Consider the following 22,529-nt stretch of genomic DNA (forward strand, 5'->3'; position numbering starts at 1 on the left):
GGCTTCCAGCTTGCCCAGAGACGTACGATATTGACGGCGCTTCGCCTATAGGGTGCGGCGCCGTCTGTCTCAGATCTCTAGTCCATCGTCCTGCGGAAGAGCGATCCGAATTGCGCTGCGGGCGCCATCAGAAAGATCGCAATCGCCTGCGTCCAGTGTGGATCGCTTGGAGTTTCGGCCCAGGACCAAAGCGCGACCCCGGCGATGGTCGCGGCTATGGCTGCGCCGATGCCGAGCGCATTAGCTCGGGAGAAATTTGCGCCGACAATTGCTCCAATGACGGTAAACACGACGCCGTAAATCGCCGTGCCCCACATCAGCCCGTTTGAGGCAGCCGCGTGCGAAGCAATATGCGCAATCAGGAAGAACAGAATCGATGAAACGGCGGAGATCAGATAACCGGTAAGCCAGCCAAGCGCGCACCTGCCAAAGACTTTCAGCTTCTCGCCAGCAGATGCTTTGGGAGCAAGCTCATCGAGATAATCATGCGCTCTCGGTTTGGATCTGCCCCCACCCAGCATGGTCTTATTCCTCGATCCGATAGGTGTATTCCTCGATGACCGGGTTGGTCAGTACTTCTCGTGCAACCCGCTCAACTTCTGCCTTGGCTGCTTCGAGCGTTAAGCCTTTGGCGAGCGAGAGAACAAAATACTTACCCTGGCGAACCCCATCGACCCCGGTAAAACCGATCTTGCGGAGAGCATTCTGGATCGTCTGTCCCTGGGGATCGAGAACGGAAGTCTTCAACGTGACATAGACATGAGCCTTCATTTCCCGTAATTATAGTAGTTCCGGCGGTACCGGATGAGATCTGGTATCTGTCTCTCATTGCAGGACATCCACATAACCGGTCACAACCCCCGCCCACATCTGAATGTGGGAGAAGTGAGAACGAGATGGTCAATTATCTGGAGTTGCCTGTAGGCGACCGGGCCCCTGAGGTTTTTCGGGTGGTCATTGAGATCCCCAAAGACGGCAAGGCCAAGTTTGAATACGACAAACAGTTGCATGTATTCAAGCTCGACCGAAATCTCCACTCCCCGGTCCATTATCCCGGTGATTACGGATTTATTCCGTCAACGTTGAGCGATGACGGCGATCCGTTGGACGTGCTGGTGCTTGTTCCGCAGCCGACATTTCCCGGCTGCATCCAGGAAGTGCGTCCGATCGGGCTGCTGGAGATGCTCGACCAGGGCGTACTCGACGAGAAGGTGCTCGCGGTAGGCAACAACAACCCACGCTACAACAATGTATGGAATTACACCGATATTTATCCGCACATGCTGAAGGAGATCACACACTTCTTCGCGATCTACAAGGATCTGGAAGGCAAGCGCGTCGAGATCAAGGGCTGGCACGACGCTTCCTATGCTCGTGATCATATCGTGCACGCCGTCAAGCAATTCGATGACAGTAAGAAGAAGTCTGAAGCGGCCAAAGGCTGATGCACAGAGCCCTCGCCCGTCGGCTGTATGCGTGGCGGTGCATCCGTATAGTTTGCGTGAGCGCGATGTTGATATCGCTTGCTCACGCAGCTGCGGTTGCGGCAGAGGGTGCCGGAAACACCACTCCTGATCTAACGGCCATCCGGACCTACTACGAATCCGGCCTCAAGAAAAACGGAATACTGGGCAGCAGTCTCGCACTCATCCGCGATGGCCGCGTCGTGTTGCACGATAACTACGGCATTCAGAGCAAATCACCTGAAGAAGCGGTGAACGATGAAACAACGTATCACTGGGCGTCATGCACCAAGACATTCACTGGCATTGCCATCATGCAGCTTCGTGACCGGGGTCTGCTCTCGCTAGACGATCCACTCATCAAGTACATTCCCGAGCTGGCTGCGGTTCATGATCCATACGGTTCAATCTCCAAGGTCACCATTCGCCATGTGATGGCCCATGCCGGTGGTTTTCGCGATCCTACATGGCCGTGGCACGATGACGACAAAACCTGGCAGCCATTCGAGCCGACGCAGTGGTCGCAACTCGTGGCTATGATGCCCTATACCGAAGTCCTGTTTCCGCCGGGCTCGAAGTTCAGCTACTCCAATCTCGGCGTTGTCTTTCTCGGCGAAATCATCGAGCGCCTTTCGGGAGATAGCTACGAAGTCTACATGGAGAAGAATGTGCTTCGGCCGCTCGGTATGAGCCGCTCGTACTATGACCGCAGTCCTTACTTTCTGCTGCGCTACCGCTCGCATAGCTGGGACCTGAAAGACGGCAAGCTGACTGAAGATCCATTCGATTTCAATACTGGCATTACGCGCTCGAACGGTGGCCTGAACGCGCCCATTGGCGACATGCTCAAGTATCTCGGATTTCTGCTTGGCGATCCTTCCGATGCGACGCGCGAGGCCGAGTACGATATGGTGCTCAAGCGCTCGTCGATTGAGGAGATGTGGACGCCGTTTCTTCCGGTTGTGCCGGACGACGATTTCCAGTCGCGTGCAGGAGCACACGATACAGTCTCAACCAGCTTCTTCGAGCACACCGATGGAGCACTGACGCTGATCGGTCACGCAGGCTGGCAAAACGGTTTCCGCAGCCACTTCTATATCGATCCAGCCAGGCATAACGGCTACATCGTTGTCTACAACACCGATGCTCAGGATTCGAAACAAAACACACGCAGCTTCGACTTTGAGTTGCGCGACTACCTGATCGATCACTTCTTTACAGAGAAATAATCCACATCAATCGGCGGGTGTAGGAGCCAGGTCACGCTTGTTTTGCTTCCACGTCGTGATCCAGTAAAAGACAGGCCCGAGGAGCGCGACGAACAAGGCAAACAACAGTGCAGAGAAGTTGCCTACACGCTCATCCCGCGAGGCCCAGAGCGCATAGCCAATGAGCGCTGTGGGTCCTACGCCAAGAGCGATGGCAAATGCCATGTTCCCGGCTTTGAATGGCCGCTCCAGATTTGGCTCTTTACGCCGAAGCACTACCAGCGCCACGAACTCCAGAACAAGACTCGCACCATACAAGATCAGATCGATCGAGATGAGGCGCTCGAAAGGGAGATTGAGCGCGAGTGCCCAAGCCAGGCCGCAAAACAGCACTGAAACCCACGGAACTTCTTTTGCGTTTTTCCGCGCCACCACACGCGGCAACAGGCCGTCTTCGGCCATCGCCATGGGCAGGCGCGTGTAGCTCAACACGAGCGCGTTGAACATGCCAAAACCGCTGATGACGCCACCGGCTACCACGGTCAGTCCCAGCAAGTTGCCGCCGACGGATCGCGCCGCATCCACCCATGCTCCTGTCGAAAAGCTTTCTGATGAGAGTCCTGCAAAAGCCATCGCCAGCAGCGGAAGAATATAGGTGACGGCTACCAGGACTGCGGAGCCGATCATCGCCAGCGGATAGTTGCGCTGCGGATTCTCGACCTCCTGCGCGACGGTAGAAGCGTTGTCCCACCCCATGTAATTCCACATGGCGACGAGCACCGCCGTGGAAAGCTCGGCTGACGTACCTGTATGTCCCCATTGAATTGCCGGGTGCAGCGTAAATCCACGCCAGAAGCCGATCACAGTGAAGACCACAAACGGCGACAACAACAAAACAAACAGCGCCATCGATCCGTCACCCACCGACGGCGCGCCACGCAGATTCCAGGCGCAGCACACCACCACTACACCAAAAGACCAGAGCCACCCGTGCCAGCCTGCAGTCCATGCTGGATTGAACTTGCCGAGGTAGCTCACGAAAAAGGCCGGGTAGATCGCCATATCGAAGATGCTGGCTGAGAGCGAAAGCCAGCCTTCTTGATATCCCCAGAAGGGCCCGAGCGCGCGGCGAACCCAAACATAGAAGCCGCCCTCAGCGGGGATAGCGCTTGCCAGTTCGCCGATCATCAGTGTTGTCGGCAGGCTCCAGACAAACGGCAGCACCAGCAGAATGACGATTGCGGTAATGAATCCCGCGCCGCCGAGAATATCCTCAATGGCGTAAGGCCCGCCCGACACCATGAAGTATGTGGCGGCGATGAGCGGAAGAATCCGCATTTTGCGCGGAACCCCCGGCTGCCCTGATTGGGCGGCGAGACGCATGCATGTGAATGTAACAATGATCGCCTCCCACCCCAAGAGAAAAATACCCCATCCGCGGGCAAATGTTCGTAGGGAGCAATGTACGTCCGGTAGCGGTCCTTCCACTGTTAAATGAGCGGCTTTCCTGCTCCTCTCAGGCGGAGAAAGTCGCATATCGGGTATAATCCGGGAATAGCCGGAGAGATGGCCGAGTGGCTGAAGGCGGCGGTTTGCTAAACCGTTGTAGGGTCAAAAGCTCTACCGGGGGTTCGAATCCCCCTCTCTCCGCCATAGAGTCATCAGTTGTTTAAAATGAGCAATTTGAATTTCGAATATCACTGTTATACGGCCACATTTCGCAAATACTGGCTTCTCTCCTAAAAGCTCTCTCGAATAAATCCTTGCGATTTAGCTCCAATTTCTGAGTCTGATAGTTGATGTTCAGTTTTTGGAGAAAGTTCTAATCCAAGTTCGTCGTAGGATTGTTTGCCCGCCGTGGGGTCTGCGGGATTCAGAGTTTTTAAAGGGGAAGCCCATTCTTTCCGCAAATTGGGCTTGTCTTGACGGAAACACTCCAGAGAATTTGTCCCTCCGCCGACTTCGAACTGAAATGCGGGGGTTGAGCTAACGCAACGCCGGTGCCGTCGCGATCTCGATGCCTGGCTTCAACTCAATCCCAAAGGAACGAAACACTGACCGAACGAGCATCCTCAGAAGCGATGGCCTGCCATGCGGATAACGTCTACGCCGTCGAGCTTCAGTAGTCAGGACATCAAGTTCGACTTGTCACATCGCGCCCGCATCGTCTCCAACGAAGAAGTCCTCCTCGGCGGCGCCCTCCGACTCGTTATTTCGAGTCAGCTCTAACAACGTCGCTCTAAGCAGAACAATCCTCGGCTCTTGTACTTCCTCAACCCCAAAACGCAGAATCAATGCACACCCTTGGCTCGCAGTACATCTCTTTCTTGACAAGCCTTCTCGAAGCCACCCGTACAGGATCGCTGCAGCAACTCCATCGCTTTGCTCGTGTTCTTTGGAACTCCCTCGCCGTTCAGGTACTGCATTGCCAGGACACCGCAAGCTGTCGCATACCCCACGTCGCAGATCTTGCGCAACAAATCCACGCCATGGAACTTGTCCATCGGCACTCCGATTCCCATCAAATACCCTTCGCCCGCCACCTCGCATCCCCTGCTGGACCCAGGTGCAATCAACACGAATCCCAGTTCCTCGAAACGAAAGACTTCGCTAATGAAGATCCTGTTCTTATGCCAACCGATGTCTCCGGAGTTATTCACTCGTCGTAGTAAGAGACCCTTGGGCGTAGCATGCTATGGCCGCAATAGCTATAGCCGGTCTTGCAGGTAGAAAGATTTCTTTTCTTCTCACCGGCCCCGATTGGAATCGGACGCGAAGTTTATACCGGCCAAGGATTTGCGTCATTGCAAGCAGACGAGCTATGTTGAGCCAATGGCTTCACCTGTCTCACGAAGGATCAAAAGTCTGGCTGCGGTCCTAGTCTTGGCCGCCGGTGTCGGGCTCGCTTTGTGGGCACAAGGCACTCAAGCTGATTCCTTCGAGACGCTTCTGCATCGTGGGTTCGACTTTCACCAACAGGCCAGATTCGGCGAGGCTATACAGGTACTCAACCAGGCGCGCGAACTTGAGCCAAATGACTATTTTGCTAATCTTCTGCTGGGGATTGATCTCCTGCGAATCGGAAAACCTTTGGATGCCATACCGCGGCTGCAGTCAGCGGCGCGAACGAAGCCTGAGGAAGAGTTCCCGGAAGATTACCTGGGTGAAGCCGAGGCAACAGTTGGCCGATACGGCCTGGCTGCAGAGGCCTTTGAACGCGCAGTTCAACGAGGACATGGATCGGAACAGTCTATAGAAGCGTGGGCCGGTTTTGCGCTTGAGCGATTCCATAGTATTGGACTACAGCTTCGCACATCTGAGGAAGGTCTTTCGGTGGCGCGCAGGCTTGAATCAACTGCAAAGACCAGGGAACAAGTCGCTGCAAACGATAAGTCGTGCAGCGTCGCAATACCTTTGCTTGAAAAGAGGTTTGCGAATGATTCTCAGAAGCTTGACGCAGATGCGGCGTATCGACTGTCGATCTGCTATGCATTTGAGGCAGGCGAAGCTGCGGGGCGGCTTGGGAATTCGGCAGAGGATCTGGCAGCTGTGCATGAGTTGCGTGGAGATGTTTTGCTGCGGTTAAGCAATGATCCAGATGGAGCTGAAAAGGAGTATCGCCAGGCTATTAGCCTGCATCCGCGAGATCCACGGCTTCTGGAGAGATTGGCGGAGGCGCAATTGAGCAAAGGTGACTCTGACAATGCGAAAGCCTCGGCCCAGGTGGCACTGGTGCTGGATCCTCATCGCCAGTCTGCACTTCGTACCCTGGCAGCAATTGCAATGAACGAACGCGACTATGAAAATGCGCTTCCATTGCTACGGCAGCTTACAGCTCAGACTCCAAACGATAAGTCGATTTCGATTGAGCTAGGTCGAGCACTCGCGGAGACGGGAGACGATTCTTCTGCGCTGAAGCTGCTTGAGCCGGCATTGCGAGAAGGCTACCCGGATGAGAAAGGCTCGTTACACGCTCTGCTTGCTCGGGTACTCAAGAGGCTTGGGCGCGATACCGACGCGGGGCGAGCTGCCGCAGAAGCGCGTCGGCTTTCGGATCAGTTTCAAGCTCATAGCGCTCAACGAGAAAGCCAGGATGCAGCTAAGGATAAGGAAACTACAAAACCTGATGCGAACTGATTTACTGCGCAGGCGGGATTTTCTTCGCACATCTCTCATTCTCGCTGCATGGCCGGCGGCTCATGGATTATCTGACGTGGGAATTTCGGGTATTCGATTGGTGAATGGCGCACGTGCGGCGGGGCTGGATTTCGTTTTATGCAACGGAGCTCAAGGACGCAAATATCAGGTTGAGACATTGCCCGGTGGTCTGGGCGTTATTGATTTCGATGGAGACGGGTGGCCGGACCTTTTCTGTACCAATGGAGCTTGTTTACCCGAGATGAAGAAGTCCGGGCCTGAATATTCGAATCGTCTTTATCGAAACAACAGGGATGGCACGTTTACCGATGTTACGAAGAGATCGGGTTTAGCGGGAGAAGGCTATTGCATGGGCGTTGCCGTGGGCGACTACGACAACGACGGATTTGAAGATCTCTTTGTGGCCGGAGTGCATGGGAACCATCTCTATCGCAACAACGGTGATGGAACCTTCCATGATGTGACGGTGAAGGCGGGTTTAGCAGGCAACGGTTCGTTGGGTAAGCCGCCCTGGACTGTGGCCGCATGCTGGATTGATTATGACAACGACGGTTATCTGGATCTGTTTCTATCCAACTACTGTGATTGGTCGCCGGGCTCTGACCCAGTTTGCGGAGGCGTTGAGCCTCAGTCGAGAGCGTATTGCCATCCAGATAAGTACACGGCACAAGCGATGCAGCTCTATCACAATAACGGCAACGGCACCTTCACAGAGGTTACGCGTAAAGAAGGTCTGCCGGATTTATTGGGCAAAGGCATGGGGATTGCCATGGGCTACATCGCGGGTAGTGAGCATGCCGGGCTTTTTATAGCGAACGACAATGCGAGGAATCTGCTGGTTTCGTTTGAGGGGAAAAATATTGCAGAGATCGGATTAGAGGCTGGTGTCGCCTATAACGGTGATGGACGAAACATCTCTGGAATGGGTGCGGCTGTTGGCGATATTGATGGGGACGATTTGCCCGACATCGTGATGACGGGATTGAAGAATGAGACGTATGAAGTGTTCTTAAATCGAGGGCATGGCAGTTTCGACGATGGAAGTGCAAGCACCGGGCTATTGAATCTGAGCCGACCATGGAGCGGATGGGGATGTGGCCTTGTGGATCTGGACAACGATGGCTGGCTAGATCTTTTCGTTGCCGGAGGAGGCCTTGATGTACGAGACGCACAAGCGAATCGCGTATTTCAGAATAATGCGGGCCATATCAAAGCCGGGCGCTTTGTTGATGTGTCGGATGATTGCGGAGTCGGGGCAGCGACTCCAGCGCTCCACCGAGGAGCAGTTTTTGCGGACTTCGACAGGGATGGCCGCATCGACGTCGCAGTGAGCGCAATGAACGCACCGTTGGAGCTATGGTGGAATCGGACGCCGCAAAGCCATGACAGGCACTGGCTGCAATTACGTCTTACGGGAGCCGCAAGCAACCGGTCGGCGATTGGAGCTCAGGTCGTATGCCTGGCGAGCGGCCGAAAACAGATAAGAACGGTTACGAACAGTGTCGGTTATGCGTCTTCGAGCGACCTAACATTGCATTTTGGTTTGGGCTCAGCCACTTCAGCGGCGATTGAGATCCGGTGGCCTTCAGGTGTGGTGCAGAAGGTTACAGAAGTGAAAGCAGATCAGCGTTTATCGCTGACAGAGCCAAAATCAAAGGCATAGATCGACCGGCAGGAATTCATTTGTCCTCGGCAACGCAACCTCGGTAAACCTTAAAGCATAAGAAATATCCTCCATGTAGATAGACGGTTGTTTTTTTTGAGGACTATCAATAGCTCTAGGTTCTTCCGCCTGAAATATGACTGATTGTCACGCGGCGGGAGCCTGGAGGTCCATAGACGATGAAATCTGGATGGAGACGATTCGCTTGCAGTCGAAGTGTGCGCCTATGCAGCGCGATGCTGGTTGCAGTGTTGATGATGTGTCCGGCAATGCGTGCACAGAGTTCCAATGCTCAACTCAGCGGACTGGTTACCGACACAACCGGGGCCGTTATTTCCGGCGCGCAGATCAAAGCGACGAACACCGCGACCAATGTCTCCTATTCTGCGATTTCCAATGGATCCGGAATATATCTGCTGACGGAACTGCTTCCGGGCACGTATTCGTTGAATGTCAGCGTGCCGGGGTTCGGTACAGAGAATCGATCTGGTTTGGTCTTGAATACAGGCGATCACCTCACACAGAATTTCTCGTTAAAACCGGGCACTGTTGAAACGACGATGACCGTTACGAGCGGCGCTACGCTGATCTCATCCGATGAATCGAGCTCGTCTGATGTGCTAGATAACAAGATGATCACGGAACTGCCGCAGCTTAATCGGAACTCACTTGATTTGACCGCGACGGTGCCTTCGATTCAAGGAAACGGGCCCCAGGTGGATTCGATTCAGACGCTTGGTAATTCCGCTTATCTGATTGGCAATACCGGCAACAGTTATTCCGTTTCTGGCGGCCAGGTGAACGGAACAAGCATTAGCGTGGATGGGAATCAGGTGCAGGAAGCGGAGTTTAACGCGACAAACCGATCTATTCCCACGCCGGACTCCATAGGAGAGTTTCGCGTTGAAAGCGGTGTCTTGACCGCGGATAAGGGGCGCTATGCGGGCGGCCTGATTTCGATGGAAACGCAAAGCGGTACAAATACTTATCATGGGCGCGCATTCTTCTACTTCCGGAACCAGAACCTGGACAGCAACGACTGGACTGACAATTCTCTAGGCAACCCAAGGCAGGATTTTCACCAGTATAACTACGGGGTCTCGGCAGGCGGTCCTGTGCGGATTCCGCACATATATAACGGCCACGACAAAACGTTCTTTTACGGCGCGTGGGAAGGTCAGAGATTCCACGAAGGTCAAGAAATCCTTACGAGCGTTCCTACGATCTTGAACCGGGAGGGAGATTTTTCGCAGACGGTGATCAACGTCAACAACGGACAACCGCTGTATGCAACGATTTATGATCCGTTTAACGGCACCTATGATTCGAATCCAAATGACTGTACCGGCCCGTTAGCTGGCCAATCTCCGTGTTGGGTTCGTCCGCAGTTTCCTGGTAATAAAATTCCGGCAAACTATGGATCTTCAGCGCCGTGCGGGACTGGCCTCACTTGTCCAATCTCTGGTCAGAGCCAATTATTTCTGGACTACCTTGCATTGTGGCCGCAGCCGAATCATGCGCCAGCCGCAAACAATGATCACCTTGACAATCGCTATGACCCGATTAATTTAACGCTTCCCATCGACAAATACTTCCTTCGCATGGACGAGGTGATTCGAGCAGATCAGCATTTGCAAGGTAGCATCAGCCGCTCGATGCTGACGGACAATATCCCAGCGCCATGGCTGCACGGCGCTGAGTCGGTGACGACGGATGATGATTGGAGCGGGAGCTTCCTTTACACATGGACGCCGACACCGAAGACCATTATTGATGCCCATCTTGGCTTTGCTACTTCGAAGCTGATAAGCAATGGCGTTTCAGGATTGGGCTCAGCACCAGATCCGAATGTGAACACTTCAAAGTGGCCGTTTGATCCGTTGCTTGAAAGCAACACTGAAAAGACGACAAATGAGATTCCTCCAGCATTGACAATCAGCGGTTACACGCCGGTCGGGGGTTCAGAGTTTGATTCGTTCATTACGCAGACATACAACGGAACGGTTTCCGCGACGCGCCTGATTGGGCGTCACTCGATCAAGGTGGGCTATGAGCAGTCTCTGATTCGATTTACAGAACAAGGCGGCGACCATACAGGAGCAGCATGGGTGAACCCAGGTGGCGGATCCAATCAATATTGGAATCAGGTCGACGGCTTGACGGGAAGCCCTCTGTCCGAATTGATGATGGGATCTTCCAATTTCTTCCAATGGGGCAACTGGGACATCACACCTTATGGATGGAACCAGGCTGCCTATGTGATGGACGACTGGAAGGTAAATACCAAATTGACTGTGCAAATTGGCTTGCGCTGGGATCATGATGGAGCGCGCCAGGGACGTCACGTGCAAGGCAGTTTGATGTATGACCTGAATGCCAAGAATGTTCTGAGCGCTAACAGTGACTGGAACTGGAGTCAGGTTGTAGCGGCTGAGCCTGAATTGGCCAGCATGCCGACACCTGCGTGGCTTACGCAGGGCGCTACGGGACGTGTGGCTCTGCTGGGGACGAAAGAGTATCCACAGAAGAACCTGTACACAACGAATATCGCAAACCTGCAACCGCGCCTTGGTATCAGTTGGGCATTGAACGACAAGACCGTACTGCATTTGAGTGGTGGTACTGTTGACCAGGGATTGAACGGACTTTCAACAGACTGGCTGAGCTTCTATTACAACTCTAATACGTTTAACCAGGTTCCAACCGTCGACGGCCAGCATTGGATCAGCGAGTTTGGCAATGATCACGGTCTAGGGACGTTTCCTGCACAGCCGGGTGGAACGCATCTTGGATTTGTCACCCCATTAACCAATAATCAAGAATATTGGTACGCGAGTTACGGCGCAGCCGGAAACTTTGATCAGGCGGGCACGACCATAGGTCACTATGACACGCCGACCGACTATATGTGGGGCGTTAGCGTACAGCGTCAACTCGGCAATGATTGGGCGATTACGGCCGAGTATCAAGGCATCAAGGGAGTGCACCTATTAACAAACGTCTTCAACTGGAGCCTGAATAACACGCCGGTGAACTTCTATCAGTTGGGCACACATCTGAATGACCAGGTGCCGAACCCGTTCTATGGCCAGTCACAGACGTTTTCAAGTGAGCCAACTGTGTCTCTGAGTCAATTGCTTGCACTTTCGCCGCAATATGCAGGAACAACTTCGACAACTCCCGGTCAAGTGACCTGGGGAAGATCGTTTTCGAACTTTGCCAACATTCAAATTCAGACGCGAAACTACCGCGGCCTTGCGTTGCTGGCCTCCTATGCGATTCGCAAGACATTGAGTAATACCGCAAGCACCGATATTCATGTTTACGGAGCTACGGCGGGATTGCTACAGAATCCGCATAATCTGATGGAAGGCTACGGTGTCGCGCTCTACGAGATGCCGCAAACGCTGAAGCTGAATTACAACTACGATCTGCCATTTGGACGCGGACGACAGTTCATGAACCATCCAGACGGCGTTGCCGGATATCTCGTGGATGCAGTAGCCGGCGGTTGGGCAGTAGCGGGAATCTCGACATGGGATCCCAAAGGCACGCCTGTCACTGTGCCGACGGTGGATGGAGGGACGACCGCGCCAGGTGCGGCCCTTCGGTGGTCATTGGCAAACCACAGCTACCGGAGATCCGGAGCAAGCTTGAGCGACGCGCTTGTGGTGAATGGTCAATTTGTAAATGGAAATGCTGCGGGTGTGTTGAATGCCTCGGCATTTACCCGTACGGCTGATTATTCACTAAGCAATGCTCCGGTGATGTTTCCGGATATGCGTAATCCTGGAAACTTCTACACGGATGCGAGCATCCTCAAGAAGTATTATTTCAACGATAATCAGGCGCAGTACATTGAGCTGCGCATTGAAGCGCAGAATATCTTTAACCATCCAAACTTTGGCAACATCATTGCTGATCCTGATTCACCGGTGTTCGGAGGCATTAACGGCAAGGCCGGACAACGTGTGATGCAGGCTGGTGTGCGTTACTTTTTTTAGTGTGTGGCCAAATCTGTTGGTGGAGATCGGGGTGCTGGTCTCCACAGACTCTTTGAATTCTGAAAGCTCAAGCATCAGTTGCTGTGGCTCGCAATGTGCAGACCAGGGCTCATTCTGCCGTGCCGATTGAAGGATGCATTTAACGATTGCAAGATCATGGGGTGATTGCTGTGCACCGGCTTCGTATCTGTTGGATCTCGATCTGCTTGTCGTTTGCGTATGCTTCGCTATCGTTCACAGCGCAAGCTGAAGTCAAGGAAGGAATAAGTATCACCGTTTCTACGAGCGACGCGCAGATAGAAATTCGTGCAGGCGCTCATGGACCTGAATTGTTGAGCCTGACTCGCAGCAAGACTTCGAACGAACGAGTTTGGCAGAACATCGGTGGGGATGCTCTGCCTACGAGTGTCACGGTGGACGGAGCAGAAGCTTCTGTCAATTGGACTTTCAACAGCAAAGCCTCTTCTGCGGATAGTCGACATGCGGTCTTTGTATATGAATCGCAAGATCCCAAACTTCGATTGAGCTGGGAATGGACTGCGCGCGCAGGGTTCGGAGCGATCGAGCATTCCATTCGCGTGGAAAATCTCAGCACTCATGAGATCTGGCTGCAGATGATCGATAGTCTGCACGCCAGGTGGGCACTTTCATCGGGAAAAGAGTGGCAGAACTTTTACGTCGAAAAGGGTGCAGACACGCCCTCTGCCGTAGGCACACATCTGGAATCGATTGGTGAGGGATATCGGTGGATCGGTAGCTCGAGTACATATGCACGGCCTCACAAGGATCAGCCGCGGGAGATTATTCCGGCTATCTTTGTTTTTGATCGTGATACGCAAGCTGGATGGTATGCGGGGATAGAGTTTAGCGGGCGTACGCGTATTTCGCTTGAGAGGCAAGGAAACAACCTCGATTCGGTGCTTGGGCTTAACCCAGAGCCTGGGCCATTTCGCACACGGGTTACACCAGGGGATCACTTCGTGACGCCCACGGTCTTCCTGGGAGCATTTGACGGAGGTCCGGATGGAGCGGGGAATCAGCTGCGGCCATGGGTGCGCCAAGTGCTCACGAATCCTCTTACCTGGAAGGACGTCCATTATCCCCTGCTGGTGAACAACAGTTGGGGAAGCGGTATGGCAGTGGATGAGACTTTAGCTCTGCGCATGATTCGCGAGTCAAAGGAACTGGGGCTTGAGATGTTCCATGTCGACGCGGGATGGTTTCGCGGGGTCGGTGACTGGTACGCTGATCCCAAGAAGTTTCCTCGCGGCCTGGCCTATGTAGCTGATGAAGCTCACAAAGAAGGATTGCGCTTCGGAATTTGGGTGGACTGGACGCAGGCTGGTCTCGACACCGAGCCAGGAGCGTTAAATGCTCGTGATCCAAAGGTTCGCAACTGGTTGGTTGCAGACATAGGACCCGACTGGAAACCGGAGCCATTCAAAGGGCAAACAATCGATATCGGAGATCCGGCTGCGCACGCCTACGCCGCAAAAGAGGTGAAGCGACTCATCGAGACGAATCATCTGGACATGATTGAGCACGATGGTTATCTCGTCGCTCAGGGCTGCACGCGCGAAGATCATCCGCATGCTGCGCCAGACAAGAGCACGATGCAAGTCACGCATGACTGGGGATCGGATTTTGTATTGGCATCGAACTCGACGGATGTGAGCTATCATGCGGTTCACGCATATTACGATATTTACGCACAGGCACGACGTGAGCATCCGGGATTGTTGTTCGAGATCTGCAATGATGGCGGCCGCATGGTGGACTTTGGCTCGGCGTCGCATGGAGATTACTTCTCGATCACCGATACATACGATCCACTCTCAAACCGGCGCGCCTTTTACGACACGAGCTACGAACTGCCCACGGCAATGCTCGAGGATTACATCGAGAAGTGGCCGACACCACGAATTGAAAACTTCCTGTACATGCTGCGTAGCGGCATGATGGGTTGGGCAACGATCATGCTCGATACATCTATATGGACCCCGGAGCAGCACGACGCCGCTAAAGGGGCGTTTGCGCTCTACAAGGAAAAGTTACGTCCGCTGATTCGAGATGCACGGCTGTATCACATATCAGAGCGGCCAGATGGAAAGCGATGGGATGGGATGGAGTATTGGGATCCTGAGCTAGCCAAGGGAGTTATTTACGTGTTCAGAGGCTCGACGCCCGATGAAGCCGAGCACAGCTTCAAGCTGGCCGGGCTTGAGGCAGGCCGTCAATATGATCTTCACTTTCACGATGGCTCTGCGCCGGATCGCACGGTTTCGGGTCGAGAGTTAATGGATGAAGGGCTAAAGGTTCATCTACGATATCCACTCAGTTCAGAACTTGTCTTCTTGTCGTCGGGCGCTGCAACTCACTAGGACAAATAGCAATGATCGGAAAGGATTGCATTTCATGGGTGAGTTTTCAGACAAGCTGGCAGTAGTGACCGGTGGCGCGCAAGGAATTGGCCGCGCTATAGGAGAGCACCTGCATGCTGCTGGCGCGCAGCTTGTGCTTGTCGATATCAACGAGGCGAAACTCGGAGACGCTGCGGCTGCGATGCGTGCGGAACATAGACCGTCTGTGGACACCATCGTGGCAGATCTGGGCAATCCGGAAGCGATTCAGCGCGTGTGCGAGGAAATTGCGGCCCGCAATGTCCCAATCGACGTGCTCGTAAATAATGCTGCGATTGAACGCGATCTTCCATTCAGTCAGGTAACATCGACAATCTTCGATCAAATCATTGCTGTGAATCTACGCGCGCCGCTTCTATTGAGCCAGGCGCTGGCTTCGCTCTTCTCACCGAGCGGAGGCGCCATCGTTAACATCAGCTCCGTTCACGCGGAGCACGCATTTCCAAATTCGATTCCATACGCATGTTCAAAGGCAGGCTTAGTTGCATTGACGCGGAATATGGCACTTGAATTAGCGCCACGCAATATTCGTGTCAATGCGATTTGCCCCGGCTACATTGATACGGCGATGTGGGATGAGTGGTTGAGTACGGTACCCCATCCAGAGGAGCTTGCGCGCCAAACTACGGCTTTGCATCCGCTGGGCAGGCGTGGAGTTCCGGCCGATGTAGCATCGGCAGCGGCATACTTCGCAAGCGAACAATCTGCATGGGTGACGGGAACGCACCTGGTGGTGGACGGTGGACTTACAATTCGTGCGCATCCTTAGAGCGGTCGATGATTGATTTATTGCTCGTAGGTGTGCGGCCAATCGCGTTTATTTCGATAGAATTCGCTCATCTTTGATAGTTACCATCGTCTTTTCGGTATTCTCAAGCGTTATACCCGTCCTATGATGATTTCCGCAAACGGAACGTATTTAAAGTTGGGCGAAATTTTCTGGAGCGGGGATGAAAAAACAAAAGACTCCCTTTGGCGGGACTCTCAAGCAGGAATTCAAAAAAGACTTAGAGCTTTTTGAATATTTTCTTGTTCTGATCAACCATTCAAGTCCGATTCGCAATGTTGAGCTGATGTGGGCGGACGATCTGGAGCTCTTCGATCCGAGTGGGAAGCCTCGCGTGAGCACCTGCGATGCACTTATACAACTACAGCCCATGGGCTCCGAGGGAGCAGGAAGAAGCTCTCCAAGCCCCAGCACGCTATTTTGTGATCTGGTGCATGGTTTTGGGGGGCATGAGGAGCAGACCTGCGCGAAGAGTGATAAACCTGCGAAGGAGCGATGCAGGGCAACTGGATGCAGTCAGGTCTATTCGTGCCATGTCGGGCTCACTGACATTGCGGTTCCAGTGATTTGCGAAGGGCGATATCTGGGAACGCTGTTCAGTGGACAAGTTCTGACGAAGCAGCCCTCGCCAGAGGGCTTCGCGTATGTGAAATCGGTGCTGCAAGACCAACCGCATATTGATTTGGCACGACTTGAGGAGGCATATTACCGCGTTCCGGTTGTGACGTCGGCGCAACTTGCTGAAATGGTTCGAATGCTCGAAGTCTTTTCAAGGTATCTGGCGAACTCCTGGCGTCGGCTTGAAATCATGAGTGAATTTCAACGGGTGAGAGAACGTGAACTGGCGCTGGATCGAAGGCAACTGGCTGAGATGCTGCTGGCGGGCCAGGTTAACAATGGTCCAGACAGCAATCTTGATGCAGTACGAGCACTCGCGCGCAACGTTGGACTTGAGCGCATTCCAGACCGAATTTTGATTTTGCGTTTGCAGAGTGGAGTATCCAACAGCGACGCACGCACCACATCTCAACGGGAAGCGGAGCGTGCAGCGGCTATCGGCAGTCATCTCACACATGCCCGCGTTGCGCACCTGATCGAGGATCGCTGTCAGTCCTGGACAAATACGCTTGCAACCGTGGTTACGCCGGGAGAGATTTGCATCTTTACCTCACAGAAATCTCGCACATTTGGGCATGAACGGCTCATGCTCGAAGATATGGCCCAGGCGCTCATGCGGGTTGCACGCGGTGAGGGGCTGTCTTTTGCGCGGGTAGGCATCAGCGGTTTGCATTCCCAATCTGTTGAATTGCTTCGCGCATATCACGAGGCATCATCAGCCCTCGACTCCGGGCATTCAACTGTGAACTGGTTCGAGCAACTGCCCGAACGCCAGCAACAACCGGCGCAGACACTGGGCAAAATTTTGAAGGCTCTGCAATACGGAGATAGTGTGTCGGTGATGGCCGCGGTACGCGAGTTTCTTGCAACCACGGCACCGGCTGCAGCGACTATCGGCCAGCTACAGCAGGCACGTGGCTTGTTGACATGGGCTTGTGAGCATCTTGCGCGTGAGATCTCTACTTTGGGTACAAACCCGATGATGGTGAACACTGCAAAGGAACGAGCGATTCAGATTATTGTTGGTTCGCCCAGTTCGTTTGCCATGGCGGAGGCCTTTCGCGGATTTGTAGATTCGCTGCGGCAGCAATTGGTGCAGCTATTCAGTCAACGCGACGAGAAAATCGTAAGTGAGACACAGAGGCTGATTCGCAAGATGGGGCCGGAGAAAGTAACGATCAAGGATATTGCGCACGATTTGAAGCTGTCTGCGGGACATCTAGGCCGTGTATATAGCCGGACAACAGGTCATACGCTGGAGGAGTATTTGATTCGCCAGCGACTTGAGATGGCGAGGCGTCTTTTGCTTAACCCCAGATTGCATGTGGCTGAGGTTGCCGATCGCTGCGGATTTTGTAATCCCGCATACTTTGCATCGGTATTCAAGAAGCACATGCACTGTACACCGCGGGCTTTTGCGAGCGATCCACACCGCTGGGGCGCAAGTGAACCTATGACCTCGGGACTGGAACGAGCAGTCTGAATCAACATACTGGAGATATGAATGCGCGCTCTTGTTTATACAGCGCCTTTGTGCGTCTCGCTCGAAGAGCGACCACGACCAAAGCTGGAATCGGGTGAAGTTGAATTGACGGTGGTTGCCGCAGGTATCTGCGGATCGGATATTTCGGGGTTTCTTGGGCACAGTCGGCGACGGATACCTCCGTTGGTGCTAGGGCATGAATTTGTAGGACGAACGAAAGACGGTCGAAGAGTTGTTGCAAATCCACTAGTGAGCTGCGGACGTTGTAACGCCTGCTTGAGTGGGTCGCAGAATCTATGTTCTAGCTGGCGGCTGCTCGGAATGGATACGACGCAGGGATGCTATGCGGAGTTTCTCGCCATTCCGGAAACTCAGATTTATGAGATCCCAGACAGCCTTTCCGATATTTCTGCGGTGCTGGCGGAACCGTTGGCAAACATAGTGCATCTTTTTCGGATCGCGTCGCCTCAGCCTTTCTTTCGTATGGGCATCATCGGTGGCGGCACGATGGGAGCGCTTGCCTTGCTCACTGCTTTGCGTCTCGGAGTGCGCGAAGTACTGGTTCAGGATGTGAGCGAAGAGCGTCTTGCTACCGTACGCGCCATGGGGGCGACGCTAGCGGTAAATGCTGCTACGGAAGAAGGGCGAGGCGAGGCGTTGCATTTTGCAGGACGGGGCATGGATCTAGTGCTGGACGCAAGTGGTTCTGCTAACGCGCGTCAGGCCGCGTTCGATCTTTGCCGGCCTGGCGGATTGGTTGTGCTGCTTGGCATGGCAACAGAAAAAAGCGAGATTGATTTCGTGACCAGCATTCGCAAGGAGCACCGCGTGGCGACGTCGTTTGCGTACACGCCAGTGGACTTTGAGCGATCGCTTGCGTTGCTAAAGGCAGGTGAGATTGATCTTTCGCCTTGGACGAAAGAGCTGCCGCTTGCACAAGGACAACGTGCCTTTGATCTGATGACAAAGTCGCCAGGCGATACGCTCAAAATGCTCCTGCGCGTAAGCTAATTAGTTACCGAACCTGTAGCGCTCGATCGTCTCCGGATTGAGTGTGACACCCAGGCCTGGAGTCTGCGACACGCGAACGCAGCCATCTTCCTCTACCTGGAAATGTTCGTTAGTGGTTTGCCATCGAAGCGGCGAGTGGCTCAATGAAAACTCCAAAGGTTCGACGTTTGGTTGTGCCGCAAGGAAATGCAAGTTTGCTGCGATTTCTATGTTGGTCTTGTAACCGTGTGTGATGACGCGCTTACCTCTGGAATATGCCGCCGCCGCTATTTGTCTGATTCCCGTAAAGCCGCCGACCTGGGAGATATCCGGCTGGCAGATGCTGGCGCCGCCGTAGTCCATCATCTCGATAAATTCACGTACATGGGTTAGGCCGAGATCGCCGACGCCGGTAGGCAGGCCATGTTGGCTCATTTCAAGATGCCCTTCAACATCGTCGAGTGGTAGCGGGGCTTCGAGAAACCAGATGCCGACTTCTCGGAAGATGGGTATCAGCTTCAGCCCTTCTTTCGCGGTGCGATAGGAAAGAGCTGCATCGATGATGATTTTGGCTTCAGGGCCAGCTTGTTCGCGCGCGGCAGTCAATAAGCGGCCAGTATGAGAGATATCGTCCAGCCACCATGGATCGGCCGCGAATTTGAAGTTGCGCAGGTTCTTGGCTTTCCCTGTCGCGACCTGTTCTTTTACCGCCGCTGGTGTTTGCGCCATCGGATAAATAGTGCCGTAAGCAGGAAGGCGATCTCGCTTGGCGCCGCCCAGCAGTTCGTGAACTGGCTTGCCTTCGATCTTGCCTTTCAGATCCCACAGTGCAAGATCGACGCCGCCAATGGCATGCATAATCAGGCCGCGCCGGCCAACGTAATCGGTGGACTCATACATGCGATTCCAAAGCTCGACCGGGTCCGAAGGGTCGGCGCCCACAAGGATCGCGGACAGCGAACGCGCGTGGTTATGTGCCGACGGACCGCGCACGATGGCTTGGATCGCAGGCGCCATAGATTCCGTTTCCCCGATGCCGATGAGGCCGGAGTCGGTGTGTACTACGAGGACGCAGTCGTCATACGAACCATCGAAGAGTTCGATCAGTGGATCCTCAGCTCGGAGGTGGATGGCTTCAATGGAGGTAATCTTCATCGTTATTCGATCTCTTAAATGCCCGATGATAAAGCGCCCATGCAAAGAAACGAAAGCCACAGAGCGCCATAGCGAAAGAATGATCCAAAAAACTAGGGAAGCCGATGCATTCGATGGTTGCTCATGCAATCTGCGCCCGTTATTCTCTGCGGATATGAAGTTCCAACGGTTTAGCGGGGTGGCGCCATGATCGAGGATACGTCTCGAACAAAGCGCCCGGCGTGGTTGCTCTGGTCGCTGGCAACGATCGTTCTATGGGGTGCCTGGGGATTGGTTTCCAAGGTTGCTTCGGATGGCGTGGATGTATATGTGAACCAGCTGCTTTATACCGTCGGCCTGGCTCCTTTGATGGCATTTGTCGGATGGACAGTGTGGAGACGCAGCCCTCGCGAGGCAATGCCTCAAAGGCGCAAAGGGGTCTTCTGGGCGTTTCTGACGGGAATTTTAGGCGGGGTGGGGAATCTTGCATTCTTTCAGGCGTTGGTGAAAGGCGGTGAAGCTTCCATTGTGGCGCCAGTAACCGCGCTGTTTCCAATGGTGACGGTATTGCTGGCTGTGTTGCTGCTCAAGGAAAGAGTTGGCCGCACGCAATGGGCTGGCCTTGGCTTAGCGTTTGTTGCGATTTATCTTCTTAGTGCGTAGGTGAGCCGTCGATGCATATCTGGCTTTTGTTCGCAATGTTGGCGCTGATCTTCTGGGGCATCACCGGGGTGACGCAAAAACTCTCGACGAATTGCATTTCGAGCGAACGCTCTTTTCTATGGTTCTGCTGGGCGATGGTCGCACTGTCCCTGGTGGTTCTGATTATTGAACGCCCTCATTGGGGTCTTGGGCGCGTCGTTGTGCTGAGCGCGATTGCGGGAGGTGCACTTAACGGTCTGGGCGCATGGACGAGCTTTCGTGCACTCGAGTCGGGAGGCAAAGCATCAATTGTGATATCGCTGATATCGCTCTATCCTTTGCTCACAGTTGCCCTCGCTGTTCTCCTACTCCATGAGCGGCTCACCTGGACGCAATCGGTTGGCGCCGTGGTCGCTATCGCAGCTGCGATTCTGCTTTCTGTCGAGACGGAGGCGAAGGCGGAAACCTAATCCAGAAGGATAGATTGATCGCGACCGATCGCGAGGTGCGAATCACTCGTCCCGCGCGGCTGCGATTTCACCTTTAGCATTAATTTCGCCGACAGAGCTTAAACCTTCTTGTGCGGAGAAAAGCACGGATGTTTCGAGGCGCTCTCCCGGTTCAAGCCAACGTGCTCGCTGAGCGTCGATCATGGCCTGCGCCTGGAAGGGATATCCGGTTGCTGGCTCAAGTACTGCGACGTTGAGATTGCGCCATCCGCCATGACTGGCGAACAGCCAGCATGACGAGAATACCGATGGATCGAATCGCAGGCCTGCTGCCAGTCCAGTCGAGCGATTGGTGACAGCGCACCAGCCCGCAGAGAAGTCGGTGCCGTAGAAAAAAAGAATGGCTCTCGAACTCACATCGGGAACATTGCGAAGATCGACCGTGCGATCTGAAAGCGTTGCGTGTGGCCATGGGAAAGTGAGTGGGGCGTCGCCCAGAGAGCCTGCAAATGCTGGTTCGCGAATCACCTGCATCTTTGGAAAGTCAATGCGATGATTTGGACTGACTGCGAAGGCGGGATGCAATTTCCAAAGGAACGGGTACGGTCCAGTGTTGAGATTTGTGAAGCAATATTGGATTTCAAATTGAGAGGATCCTGACCGAAGACGGATGGTTCGCTCGATCAGAAAGCTGGAGATCGGCGTCTGGAATCGAAGATGAACGCCAACGAAATCCGGGTTGGCGAAAGCCTCTGCTTCCCATAAACCGGTCCAGAGTTCGCCGTGGTCGGGAAGGTGCTCGCCCTGAAGCAGTCCTGCTTCATCGTTTGGGAAAAGTTCATCCCACCCGCCGCTCCATACATCGTCATAGCGCGCGTGAATCGTGTGCTTCGCAGGACGAATGCGAGGATTGTTCCAGAGCAAATCTGCATCGAGCGGCTTGTAGGTTATCTGCCAGATTTTTGCGCCCGCTTCCGGAAGAACGACAAGCTTCAGGTAGCGATTCTCCAGCACTATTGTTTGAAGTCCGTGAAATGTCCAGGCAGTCGAGATGCGAAGATCGCTCATGGGATAACAGGAAACCGCCCTCAGATTATCGAATCCGTATTCAGGGAGCAAAGGTCATATCACAGGTTAACGAACAAATCGTTCGCTATTCGTGCCGTGATCTCTGGATAGATCGGACAATTTTTGGCAAGCAATTTATGCTGCTTTGCGGCTCCCGTGCAAGTTGAAGGGGGATGTCAGAAAGGGCGCAGTAGTGGCGGAGAGGGTGGATTCTGCTTTTGCTCCTCAAAATAAAGAGCTTAGATGCCTTAGCTTGGAATCGCTGCAGTTTGGTGCGTAACCCTTCGCGACTGATCCCAAGAATTTCTGCCGCGCGCGTACGGTTTCCGATCGTATATTGCAGCGCAGACAAGATAAGCTGCCTTTCCATTTCATGCAATGACATTGGAGCAATGGAGCGTCGGCAGGCGCCAGAGCGGCTAGTTTTGCCATCTCGCCTTCC

Annotated in this window: 19 protein-coding genes and 1 tRNA gene; 13 read left to right on the forward strand and 7 right to left on the reverse strand. The window is 53.9% G+C overall.

Annotated features, from left to right (window positions below; all coding sequences use genetic code 11):
- Window positions 1-77: 77 nt before the first annotated feature.
- Complete coding sequence (locus OHL22_RS17090; RefSeq protein WP_263339956.1) at window positions 78-521, reverse strand: hypothetical protein; 444 nt, start codon at window positions 519-521, stop codon at window positions 78-80.
- A gap of 4 nt (window positions 522-525) precedes the next feature.
- Complete coding sequence (gene purS / locus OHL22_RS17095; protein WP_263339958.1) at window positions 526-771, reverse strand: phosphoribosylformylglycinamidine synthase subunit PurS; 246 nt, start codon at window positions 769-771, stop codon at window positions 526-528.
- 125 nt (window positions 772-896) lie between these two features.
- Between purS and OHL22_RS17100 the strand changes: the two genes are divergently transcribed.
- Both OHL22_RS17100 and OHL22_RS17105 read left to right on the forward strand, forming a co-directional pair.
- The gene (locus tag OHL22_RS17100; protein ID WP_263339959.1) at window positions 897-1,445 is read left to right on the forward strand and encodes an inorganic diphosphatase; all 549 of its coding nucleotides are present in this window, start codon (window positions 897-899) and stop codon (window positions 1,443-1,445) included.
- Window positions 1,446-1,510: 65 nt separating this feature from the next.
- Window positions 1,511-2,692 (forward strand): serine hydrolase domain-containing protein, encoded by a 1,182-nt coding sequence (locus OHL22_RS17105; RefSeq protein WP_263339961.1) that lies wholly within the window; start codon window positions 1,511-1,513, stop codon window positions 2,690-2,692.
- A 6-nt stretch (window positions 2,693-2,698) separates the two neighbouring features.
- On the opposite strand, the gene OHL22_RS17110 is transcribed toward OHL22_RS17105, so the two are convergent.
- Window positions 2,699-4,009 carry an APC family permease gene (locus OHL22_RS17110; RefSeq protein WP_263339963.1) on the reverse strand — a complete coding sequence of 437 codons (1,311 nt, stop codon included), beginning with the start codon at window positions 4,007-4,009 and terminating at the stop codon, window positions 2,699-2,701.
- A gap of 222 nt (window positions 4,010-4,231) precedes the next feature.
- On the opposite strand from OHL22_RS17110, the gene OHL22_RS17115 reads away from it, so the two are divergent.
- Together OHL22_RS17115 and OHL22_RS17120 are read left to right on the forward strand one after the other, a co-directional pair.
- A tRNA-Ser gene (locus tag OHL22_RS17115) sits at window positions 4,232-4,324 on the forward strand.
- 438 nt (window positions 4,325-4,762) lie between these two features.
- The gene (locus tag OHL22_RS17120; protein ID WP_263339964.1) at window positions 4,763-4,900 is read left to right on the forward strand and encodes a hypothetical protein; all 138 of its coding nucleotides are present in this window, start codon (window positions 4,763-4,765) and stop codon (window positions 4,898-4,900) included.
- Window positions 4,901-4,962: 62 nt separating this feature from the next.
- On the opposite strand, the gene OHL22_RS17125 is transcribed toward OHL22_RS17120, so the two are convergent.
- Window positions 4,963-5,175 carry an SEL1-like repeat protein gene (locus OHL22_RS17125; RefSeq protein WP_263339966.1) on the reverse strand — a complete coding sequence of 71 codons (213 nt, stop codon included), beginning with the start codon at window positions 5,173-5,175 and terminating at the stop codon, window positions 4,963-4,965.
- 328 nt (window positions 5,176-5,503) lie between these two features.
- Here OHL22_RS17125 and OHL22_RS17130 point away from each other — a divergent pair, with 328 nt between their 5' ends.
- The 7 genes from OHL22_RS17130 to OHL22_RS17160 all read left to right on the forward strand — a co-directional run bounded on the left by OHL22_RS17130 (window position 5,504) and on the right by OHL22_RS17160 (window position 18,815).
- Window positions 5,504-6,808, forward strand: coding sequence for a tetratricopeptide repeat protein (locus OHL22_RS17130; protein ID WP_263339969.1), 1,305 nt, complete (start codon window positions 5,504-5,506; stop codon window positions 6,806-6,808).
- The gene (locus tag OHL22_RS17135) at window positions 6,798-8,492 is read left to right on the forward strand and encodes a CRTAC1 family protein (RefSeq protein ID WP_263339971.1); all 1,695 of its coding nucleotides are present in this window, start codon (window positions 6,798-6,800) and stop codon (window positions 8,490-8,492) included. Before OHL22_RS17130 ends, OHL22_RS17135 begins: the two co-directional genes overlap by 11 nt.
- Before the next feature lie 269 nt (window positions 8,493-8,761).
- On the forward strand, window positions 8,762-12,496 hold the full coding sequence (locus OHL22_RS17140; protein ID WP_263339973.1) for a carboxypeptidase-like regulatory domain-containing protein: 3,735 nt from the start codon (window positions 8,762-8,764) through the stop codon (window positions 12,494-12,496).
- A 614-nt stretch (window positions 12,497-13,110) separates the two neighbouring features.
- The gene (locus tag OHL22_RS17145; RefSeq protein ID WP_263339976.1) at window positions 13,111-14,877 is read left to right on the forward strand and encodes a glycoside hydrolase family 36 protein; all 1,767 of its coding nucleotides are present in this window, start codon (window positions 13,111-13,113) and stop codon (window positions 14,875-14,877) included.
- A gap of 34 nt (window positions 14,878-14,911) precedes the next feature.
- Complete coding sequence (locus OHL22_RS17150; protein ID WP_263339978.1) at window positions 14,912-15,685, forward strand: SDR family NAD(P)-dependent oxidoreductase; 774 nt, start codon at window positions 14,912-14,914, stop codon at window positions 15,683-15,685.
- Between the two features lie 181 nt (window positions 15,686-15,866).
- Window positions 15,867-17,804 carry a PocR ligand-binding domain-containing protein gene (locus OHL22_RS17155; RefSeq protein WP_263339980.1) on the forward strand — a complete coding sequence of 646 codons (1,938 nt, stop codon included), beginning with the start codon at window positions 15,867-15,869 and terminating at the stop codon, window positions 17,802-17,804.
- Window positions 17,805-17,825: 21 nt separating this feature from the next.
- The gene (locus OHL22_RS17160) at window positions 17,826-18,815 is read left to right on the forward strand and encodes a zinc-dependent alcohol dehydrogenase (protein WP_263339983.1); all 990 of its coding nucleotides are present in this window, start codon (window positions 17,826-17,828) and stop codon (window positions 18,813-18,815) included.
- On the opposite strand, the gene OHL22_RS17165 is transcribed toward OHL22_RS17160, so the two are convergent.
- Window positions 18,816-19,949 (reverse strand): mandelate racemase/muconate lactonizing enzyme family protein, encoded by a 1,134-nt coding sequence (locus OHL22_RS17165; RefSeq protein WP_263339986.1) that lies wholly within the window; start codon window positions 19,947-19,949, stop codon window positions 18,816-18,818.
- Window positions 19,950-20,135: 186 nt separating this feature from the next.
- On the opposite strand from OHL22_RS17165, the gene OHL22_RS17170 reads away from it, so the two are divergent.
- On the forward strand, window positions 20,136-20,591 hold the full coding sequence (locus tag OHL22_RS17170; protein WP_263339989.1) for an EamA family transporter: 456 nt from the start codon (window positions 20,136-20,138) through the stop codon (window positions 20,589-20,591).
- Window positions 20,592-20,602: 11 nt separating this feature from the next.
- Window positions 20,603-21,040, forward strand: coding sequence for a DMT family transporter (locus tag OHL22_RS17175; protein ID WP_263339991.1), 438 nt, complete (start codon window positions 20,603-20,605; stop codon window positions 21,038-21,040).
- 42 nt (window positions 21,041-21,082) lie between these two features.
- Here the strand turns inward: OHL22_RS17175 and OHL22_RS17180 are convergent, their stop codons facing one another.
- The gene (locus tag OHL22_RS17180; protein ID WP_263339995.1) at window positions 21,083-22,087 is read right to left on the reverse strand and encodes an aldose epimerase family protein; all 1,005 of its coding nucleotides are present in this window, start codon (window positions 22,085-22,087) and stop codon (window positions 21,083-21,085) included.
- Window positions 22,088-22,172: 85 nt separating this feature from the next.
- The gene (locus tag OHL22_RS25115) at window positions 22,173-22,472 is read right to left on the reverse strand and encodes a helix-turn-helix domain-containing protein (RefSeq protein WP_396127116.1); all 300 of its coding nucleotides are present in this window, start codon (window positions 22,470-22,472) and stop codon (window positions 22,173-22,175) included.
- Window positions 22,473-22,529 lie beyond the last annotated feature (57 nt).

The sequence above is a fragment of the Acidicapsa dinghuensis genome, assembly GCF_025685685.1.
Lineage (GTDB): Bacteria > Acidobacteriota > Terriglobia > Terriglobales > Acidobacteriaceae > Acidicapsa > Acidicapsa dinghuensis.

Bases quoted from the DNA above. Each gene is read 5' to 3' on its own strand.
- OHL22_RS17110 (WP_263339963.1), bottom strand. From the start codon at position 4,009: ATGCGGATTCTTCCGCTCATCGCCGCCACATACTTCATGGTGTCGGGC.
- OHL22_RS17125 (WP_263339966.1), bottom strand. From the start codon at position 5,175: ATGGACAAGTTCCATGGCGTGGATTTGTTGCGCAAGATCTGCGACGTG.
- purS (WP_263339958.1), bottom strand. From the start codon at position 771: ATGAAGGCTCATGTCTATGTCACGTTGAAGACTTCCGTTCTCGATCCC.
- OHL22_RS25115 (WP_396127116.1), bottom strand. From the start codon at position 22,472: ATGTCATTGCATGAAATGGAAAGGCAGCTTATCTTGTCTGCGCTGCAA.
- OHL22_RS17175 (WP_263339991.1), top strand. From the start codon at position 20,603: ATGCATATCTGGCTTTTGTTCGCAATGTTGGCGCTGATCTTCTGGGGC.
- OHL22_RS17170 (WP_263339989.1), top strand. From the start codon at position 20,136: ATGATCGAGGATACGTCTCGAACAAAGCGCCCGGCGTGGTTGCTCTGG.
- OHL22_RS17100 (WP_263339959.1), top strand. From the start codon at position 897: ATGGTCAATTATCTGGAGTTGCCTGTAGGCGACCGGGCCCCTGAGGTT.
- OHL22_RS17140 (WP_263339973.1), top strand. From the start codon at position 8,762: ATGCGTGCACAGAGTTCCAATGCTCAACTCAGCGGACTGGTTACCGAC.
- OHL22_RS17150 (WP_263339978.1), top strand. From the start codon at position 14,912: ATGGGTGAGTTTTCAGACAAGCTGGCAGTAGTGACCGGTGGCGCGCAA.
- OHL22_RS17130 (WP_263339969.1), top strand. From the start codon at position 5,504: ATGGCTTCACCTGTCTCACGAAGGATCAAAAGTCTGGCTGCGGTCCTA.
- OHL22_RS17160 (WP_263339983.1), top strand. From the start codon at position 17,826: ATGCGCGCTCTTGTTTATACAGCGCCTTTGTGCGTCTCGCTCGAAGAG.
- OHL22_RS17165 (WP_263339986.1), bottom strand. From the start codon at position 19,949: ATGAAGATTACCTCCATTGAAGCCATCCACCTCCGAGCTGAGGATCCA.
- OHL22_RS17120 (WP_263339964.1), top strand. From the start codon at position 4,763: ATGCGGATAACGTCTACGCCGTCGAGCTTCAGTAGTCAGGACATCAAG.
- OHL22_RS17105 (WP_263339961.1), top strand. From the start codon at position 1,511: ATGTTGATATCGCTTGCTCACGCAGCTGCGGTTGCGGCAGAGGGTGCC.
- OHL22_RS17145 (WP_263339976.1), top strand. From the start codon at position 13,111: ATGATCGATAGTCTGCACGCCAGGTGGGCACTTTCATCGGGAAAAGAG.
- OHL22_RS17155 (WP_263339980.1), top strand. From the start codon at position 15,867: ATGAAAAAACAAAAGACTCCCTTTGGCGGGACTCTCAAGCAGGAATTC.
- OHL22_RS17135 (WP_263339971.1), top strand. From the start codon at position 6,798: ATGCGAACTGATTTACTGCGCAGGCGGGATTTTCTTCGCACATCTCTC.
- OHL22_RS17180 (WP_263339995.1), bottom strand. From the start codon at position 22,087: ATGAGCGATCTTCGCATCTCGACTGCCTGGACATTTCACGGACTTCAA.
- OHL22_RS17090 (WP_263339956.1), bottom strand. From the start codon at position 521: ATGCTGGGTGGGGGCAGATCCAAACCGAGAGCGCATGATTATCTCGAT.